General features: G+C 40.4%; 7 protein-coding genes. All 7 read right to left on the reverse strand.

Translation table 11 applies throughout. The annotated features are described in order from the left end of the window. Window positions 1–352 (reverse strand): restriction endonuclease subunit S (locus CIK98_RS13915; RefSeq protein WP_172409965.1); only part of this gene is annotated, 352 nt, incomplete at its 3' end. A 13-nt stretch (window positions 353–365) separates the two neighbouring features. Beyond that, on the reverse strand, window positions 366–1,868 hold the full coding sequence (locus CIK98_RS13920; RefSeq protein WP_094385255.1) for a type I restriction-modification system subunit M: 1,503 nt from the start codon (window positions 1,866–1,868) through the stop codon (window positions 366–368). A gap of 313 nt (window positions 1,869–2,181) precedes the next feature. After that, complete coding sequence (locus CIK98_RS13925) at window positions 2,182–2,421, reverse strand: hypothetical protein (protein ID WP_094385257.1); 240 nt, start codon at window positions 2,419–2,421, stop codon at window positions 2,182–2,184. Window positions 2,422–2,434: 13 nt separating this feature from the next. Further along, the gene (locus tag CIK98_RS13930) at window positions 2,435–2,740 is read right to left on the reverse strand and encodes a hypothetical protein (protein WP_094385259.1); all 306 of its coding nucleotides are present in this window, start codon (window positions 2,738–2,740) and stop codon (window positions 2,435–2,437) included. A 332-nt stretch (window positions 2,741–3,072) separates the two neighbouring features. After that, window positions 3,073–5,661: a leucine-rich repeat domain-containing protein gene (locus CIK98_RS13935; RefSeq protein ID WP_094385261.1), complete on the reverse strand. Its 2,589-nt coding sequence runs from the start codon at window positions 5,659–5,661 to the stop codon at window positions 3,073–3,075. Window positions 5,662–6,026: 365 nt separating this feature from the next. Continuing rightward, window positions 6,027–6,167, reverse strand: a complete 141-nt coding sequence (locus tag CIK98_RS18335; RefSeq protein ID WP_172409966.1) for a hypothetical protein — start codon at window positions 6,165–6,167, stop codon at window positions 6,027–6,029. A gap of 374 nt (window positions 6,168–6,541) precedes the next feature. After that, window positions 6,542–7,012 (reverse strand): hypothetical protein, encoded by a 471-nt coding sequence (locus CIK98_RS13940; RefSeq protein ID WP_141210555.1) that lies wholly within the window; start codon window positions 7,010–7,012, stop codon window positions 6,542–6,544. Window positions 7,013–7,349: the final 337 nt, after the last annotated feature.

Here is a 7,349-nt window from a genome sequence, read left to right on the forward strand (position 1 = left end):
GTATATAATATAGTATATCATTAGGATATAAATCCTCATCTTTGGATTCTATCCTTTTAACATCTTGATTAAATGCAACATCTTTCAGCGTATAACAAATAGGAATTCTATTGTATAAACCGCTACCTCTGGTAAGTATCAATATCGATCCTTTGGGAGCCAATCTACTGCCATTCGACAATCCTTTCTCTGTTATATATAAATCAGCATCTTCAATATAGTCACCATACATAGATTTTGCACTAATCCATGGAATATTACCATTCCAATATGTTTTGTTATTCTTATTGGGTGTTCCTCCAGAATAAAGCTTACATACATCCCCCAATTTCACTTCTTTCCACTCACTCATACTCTCTCCTCCATCAAAGAATAATCCCGATTTTACTTAACTGCATACGTATTTCCTCTTCCTGAATGCGGCTCTGCTTAAAGAGTTCGGAAATCTCAGAAGAAAGGCGAGCTACCTTTTCCTCGTAAGGTTCTCCATCCTCTTCCTCGTCAGCTATGCCTACATAACGTCCAGGAGTGAGCACATAGTCCTGCTTGGCTATTTCATCGATAGAAGCCACAGCACAAACTCCAGGCTTCGATACCTCTTCTCCCTTTCGGAAATCCTCAAATATCTTAGCCATCATCTTGATATCCTTTTCATCGTCAAGCTCCCTCAGCCTTCGAGTCACCATCTCGCCCATATTGCGAGCATCAATAAAAACAGTCTTCCCTTTCTGCGGCTTGTCCTTTGCCAAGAACCACAGACAAACTGGAATACCAGTGCTATAGAACAACTGCGATGGCAATGCCACAATGCCCTCCACAAGGTCTGCCTCGATAATAGCCTTGCGAATCTCACCCTCGCCTCCAGTCTGACTGCTCAGCGAACCATTGGCAAGCACAAGTCCTATTCTTCCCTTTGGAGCCAAATGATGAATCATGTGCTGCATCCATGCAAAGTTGGCGTTGCTCTCAGGAGGCACACCATATTTCCAACGAGGGTCATCTATAAGCTGGTCATGTCCCCACACCTTCAAGTTGAACGGTGGATTTGCCATGATAAAATCTGCCCTCAGCGCAGGATGCTGGTCTTTGGTGAAGGTGTCGGCAGCCTCGCCAAGATTTCCTTCAAGACCTCGGATAGCCAAGTTCATCTTACACATCTTCCATGTCGAAGTGTTATATTCCTGACCATATACAGATATGTTCCTCACGTCTTTCTGATGGCTCTTCACAAACTTTGCCGATTGCACGAACATACCTCCCGAACCACAGGCAGGGTCATAGATTCTTCCGCTATATGGCTGCAAGATTTCAACAATAGTTCTCACAATGCACGAAGGAGTATAGAACTCACCTGCGTTCTTTCCTTCTTGCGATGCAAACTGCTGAAGGCAATATTCATACACACGTCCGAGCACATCCTGCTCGTCGTAATCCGAAGACATCTCCACATTCGAGAATATCTCCACCACGTCGCCAAGCCTCTTTTTGTCAAGCTCACGGCGGTTGTAGTCCTTAGGAAGAATATCCTTCAACGATTTATTTTCCCCTTCAATAAGTCGCATGGCATTGTCGATAACATCTCCAATCGTCGCGCTCTTGGCTTTCTTCGAGATATACGACCATCGAGCTTCCTCAGGCACGAAGAACACGTTGCAAGCCGTATATTCGTCCTTGTCGTCTTCGTCGGCATCCTCGTCGGCAAGTAGTTCCTGATATTTCATTTCAAACTTGTCGGATATGTATTTCAGGAATATCAATCCGAGCACCACGCTCTCATATTCCGATGCGTTCAAATTGCCGCGGAGAGCATCCGCCGCCTTCCAAATCTTCTCTTCAAATCCAAGAGATGTAGTATCTTTCTTTGCCATATCTTTATTTATATCGTTTCAGTTATTATCTGTTTTCATTCTCACCAGTCGCTTAGACCATACTCAAACCCGTTGTTTTTCTTTATATATGTGTTCCGGAAAAGTAGGTTTCTCTGTATGTTCTTTCCATCGTTCAGCATTGTTTATTTCAGCACCTTTGTTCACACTTTCGGGCGATGTGCCTGTCACCGCCGAACCGTTATCTTTTTAGTTCGCGTTGCGACTCAATCTATACCGAAAAAAAGGCGAAAAAAATCCCGCAGGGCTGATTGCCTTGCGGGACGAGAATATCAATTAATGATCTACCTACTTATTAGCATCTAAGTACATCTTTTATAGAATAGATACGACTGAGAGATTCAAAAGAGAAATACTGGTCATCCATAATCATGTAATCCTCTCGTTGAGCCTTACTCAGTTTCTTAATGTCGGGGAACATGCTCACAGGGACAATCACTTCACGACCATCCGTCAGGAACACAGCCATTGCACCTCGCTTGACATTGAAGTCGAGTTTCTTGATTCCTAAGTCAATATCCTTGTATTTACACATAAGACTATCCTTTCTATTTTTTTAATTTTAAAATCTTAATCTTTTTTCCAGCAAAAACATCGTCAATCTGTTTATTCAGAAGTACCCAATGTTTTTCGATTGCGTCTAAAATCATTGTTTCTTCATCCGTAGATAGTTCAGACCATGCTACTTCAATTTTTTTCTCGCCATTTTCTTCTATCCATATTTTAGCGACCGTGTTTCCACGATGGGATTTTTTACTACCCCTTCTGACAACGTGTATATGTCGTCTGTTTTCGTTAACGTCTGCAGGATATACAGACAATATGAAACAAAGTAAAAATGCGAGTTTTCCCATATTTCTTATTTTTGAGGGCAAAAGTACAATAAAAAATTGATTCCACCAAATATTTGGCGGATTTTCTCGTCTTTATTTTCGGTATGTAATCAAGTCAAAGAACGCCGAGGCGAGTGCAGAGCAACAAGCTCGCTTGATTGCTATGCCGCGGGGTCACAGGTACAGGAGCCTTTCTTCACTCTTCCATGTCTATGAACCAGTACCTGTGATTCTTGTTTCCGCTTGTAGGGACTTTACTTTATGTAAGTCCGTTGACCATTTGCGGTTGCCCTGCGGCGGGGCGGTCTTACATAAAGTAAAGACCCTACGGCGGATTGGTAAATAGGCGGATGTTATTTTACCGCTATCTTCACGCTCTCCTTCCCAATTTTCGCCACAACCACTGAGCCGCTCTGAGCTGCGAAAGTGGCGGTGCCGCCCACGGCCTTTGTGCTGCAGAGAGCCTTGCCGTCGGTGGCGAAGAAGTCAACTTGTTCATTGGAGTCGAGGCCGGAGATGGTGACGAAGCCATCGGCGGACTGGATGACCACACCGCGGGTCTTGGCGGCGTTTATGTTGTCTGTTTCGAGAGTGCCGGAGGAAGTGAGCCAGTAGAGTTTGGCGGTGGCGACGTCGGAAATGACATAGCCTTCTGCCTTGGCGTAGCATGTGATGTCGTAACAAGCTGAAAGCGTCACGGCGTTGTCTTCGACTTTGGTCTCGCCTGACTTTACGTCCTGGCAGTTCAAAGTATAATAACATTTAGCTCCTTCTGTTTCACACGAGAACTGGATTTTTCCATCAGAGTATGAAATAGTTGGTGTACAACATTTCTTAGGCTCTTCTGGTGTTTCACCACTCAATGTCAGCACCTTGCCGAACTTTGACCATGGCTCTGTAGTCTGGTAGTATTCTGTCTTGCTTTCTGGGACATAAAGAGTTGCGTTCGACAAGTCTTGTGTGCCGAAGACATTAGGATATAGATAAGGTGGCTCTTCGCCGGTTATAGTGAATTCTTCAAGTCTTGAATTCTTGAATGCTTCTGCACGAATCTGCGTAACGTTTTTGCCCAATACGATTTTTTTTAAAGGAGCTTCTTTGAAATAGTCATATACTATTGTTATATTATCGCCAATACTCAATTCATTAAGATATCTGTTACTAATATTAGGATTCATTGAACAATCAATAATAAGTTTTTCAATATTATTACAATAGGCGAAAGCATCAAAACCAATACTTTTTACAGAATTTGGTATTTTAATTGATTTCAAACCACTACATTTTTTGAAAGCATACCTTCCTATGGTTTTAACTGAATTAGGTATTATTATTGATGATAAATCATTACAGTTTTCGAAAGCTCCTCCAATAATAGTTGTTATATTATCTGGAATGGAATAATGTCCTGAATATGACCTTGGTAAATAAACAAAAATGTCTTTTATTATGATTGTATTTTTTATTCCATTGCATTCACTCAATATACAATCTCCAATACTTTTTACAGTATTCGGAATTGAAATTGATGTCAACCCGCTACATCCTGCGAAAGCATAACTTTCAATACTAGTTACAGAATTAGGAATTGTAATCGTCGTTAAACCACTGCACCCATAGAAAGTATGATCCATAATACTTGTTACTGAATTAGATATTGTTACCGATGTCAAGCCGCTACAATCAGAAAAAGCATTTTGTCCAATACTTGTAACTGAATTTGGAATTGTTATTGAAGTGAGGCTGGTGCATCCATTAAAAGCACTGTTTCCTATACTAATCACAGAATTCGGTACTATAATAGATAATAAGCTACTACACTCTCTAAAAGTACCATCTTCGATTTTTGTTATAGAATTTGGAATTGTTATTGAAGTCAAACCACTACATCCTTCAAATGCTCCACCAAAACTTGTTACTGAATTTGGAATTGTTATTGAAGTCAAACCACTACAATTTTTAAAAGCATCATATCCAATAGTTATTACAGAATTGGGTATTGTCACTGATGTCAAACCGCTACAATTTTTAAAAGCATCATATCCAATAGTTATTACAGAATTGGGTATTGTCACTGATGTCAAACCGCTACAGTTTTCGAATGTTGCTTGGTTAATACTTGTAACTGAATTTGGAATTGTTATTGATGTGAGGCTGGTGCAGTTCCAGAAAGCATGATATCCGATAGTTATCACTGAATTTGGGATTGTGATTGATGATAAACTACGACAATGAGAAAATGCATTTTCTCCAATTGAAGTAACTGAATTCGAGATACTAACTGATGATAAATTACTGCAGCCACTGAATGTACCTTCTTCAATTTTAACTACTGAATTAGGAATTGTTATAGATGTCAACCCACTACATCCTGCGAAAGCATCACTTCCAATACTTGTTACAGATGTCGGAATCGAGACAGATGTCAAAGAACTGCATTCGTAAAAAGCGCCTTCAATAATCATTGTTATATTATTAGAGATTGAATAATGTCCTGAGTATGTTCTTGGTAAATATACAAACATATCATTTACAATTACAGGTATTTCAATTCCAGTGCACCCACAAAAAACCATCTTTCCGATACTTGTCACTGAATCTGGAATTGTGATAGAAGTGAGGCGGGTGCAGTCAAAGAAAGCCGTAGAACCGATACTTGTCACTGAATTTGGAATTGTTATTGAAGTGAGGTCGTGGCAGCCCATGAAAGCATCAGCTCCGATACTTGTCACATTATATACTACGTCATCAACAGTGATTGTTTCAGGAATGGTTACATCTCCTAAGTATAGATTATCACCGTATGTAACTTCTGCAGTCTTTACTTTTTTCAAAAAGTTATAGTATATCCCATCCACCTTAACATCATACGCTGAAGCTGAGACTGCGAGGAAAACGCTGAGGAGGAGCGTTGTCAAGAGTGAAGTATATCTTTTGTTCATAATTTTCTTCCAGACACATATTTCAGCCACAAGGTCTGGTGTTGGCGTTGGGTTAATTTATAATTTACAATTTTGATGTTCATTTCTCGTTTACATTCCTCGACAAACCATTGTGCCGATTCATCGAAGGCTTTTTTTTGTTTTCTACTGTTTCACTATGCTCCAAGACTTAAAATTACAAATGCCGAAAACAAAAAAATCCCGCAGGGCGGCGGGCCTTACGGGACGAGAAAATGTGTATTGCGTGATTTATTTATTATCGTTGAACATTTTGACAATATTGTCAAATGCTTCGGATATTTCGGATAATTTAGGATGATTGTTCATTACTATCATTGAAATATATTCCATAACGTCATCGCCTTTTACATCGACTGCTCTTGGCGCTTTTTCATTTCTGACTGCACTCTTTTTTCCCAAGCGAGTTTGCGCTCTTTTGCAGCCTTGACAACATTGATTATCTGCTCCTTGGTGCAGTTGTTCAAGTTAATCTTTTCGTTTGCCATAACTTTATTATTTGTCGTTTACGGCTGCAAAGATAGTGCAAATTTTCCGTTCCACCAAATGTTTGGCGGATTTCTCGTCATTTTTTTCGGTATGTAATCAAGTCAAAGAGCGACGAACCGAGAGGAGAGCTGAGCTTGCTCAAGCTATCCCGAGGTGAGGACGCTTCTTCAGCGTTAGCTAAAGAACGCCGAGGCGAGTGCAGAGCAACAAGCTCGCTTGATTGCTATGCCGAGCCGAGAAAGTTCTTCAGCAGAGCAAAAGAACGCACCTCCTCAAACCCCTTTAATTTTTAATTCTTTAATTCTTATTATGTAGGCGGCGGGCGTTTGCGCAGCCTCTTTAATTTTTTAATTCTTTAATTTTTTAATCCTTATTATGTAGGCGAAGGCCGGGTTAGATACAGCGTATAGGGAGCGGAAATGAGGATTATCGAGTGGAAATCGGGCGATTTTACTTCAAAATCGGTGGTTTCGAGTATGATTTTGGCATTGTTGATGCGGTATGCGCATTTTGTGTGGAGAGTGGTTTCGGGGGTTGTGGCGTGGGAAATGGGGTCGTAAACGAGGTCTTGACGGTAAAAATAGGCACTGTCGGCGGTGAATTCTACCTCCATTTTCGACCATGCGGCGTTGATTTCTACGTCGCCGACGGTGTAAAGAGCCTTGGTGAGGTGCCATCGGGAGTTGGGCACAAGCTGCCCTAACTTCGCCTGGAGAAGGGAAGCGTCGGTGGACAGAGACGACGGGATATCGTCTTTTCCGCATGAGCAAACTATAACTGTGGAAAGGACTGCAACAAGGAGACTTACCGCTCCCTCAGAAACCCAATGGGGGGGGTAAAACACTGAGTGTCAGACAGATAGACCGACAACTCAGAAAGAGGTTTGTATAGCTTTATAGTGTTTGCCATATAAAGTTTCAGTTATCGATAGTGCAAAAGTAGGAAAAAAAAATGTTACTACCAAATATTTTAATAAAAAATAATTGCAAGGCATAAAAAAACGATTTGCGAGCAAATTGAGCAAAAGCAAATTGAGCAAATTGCTTTTTTTTATGTTTCAAGGAGGTTTCAAATTATAAGTATAATATATATAATAATAAATAATATATTTATATATATTTATTATTAACTACGTAAACATATACATGCAAAATGAATTTGCTCAATTTGCTTTTGTGAAG

It is taken from the genome of Prevotella sp. P2-180 (assembly GCF_002251435.1).
Taxonomy (GTDB): Bacteria; Bacteroidota; Bacteroidia; order Bacteroidales; family Bacteroidaceae; genus Prevotella.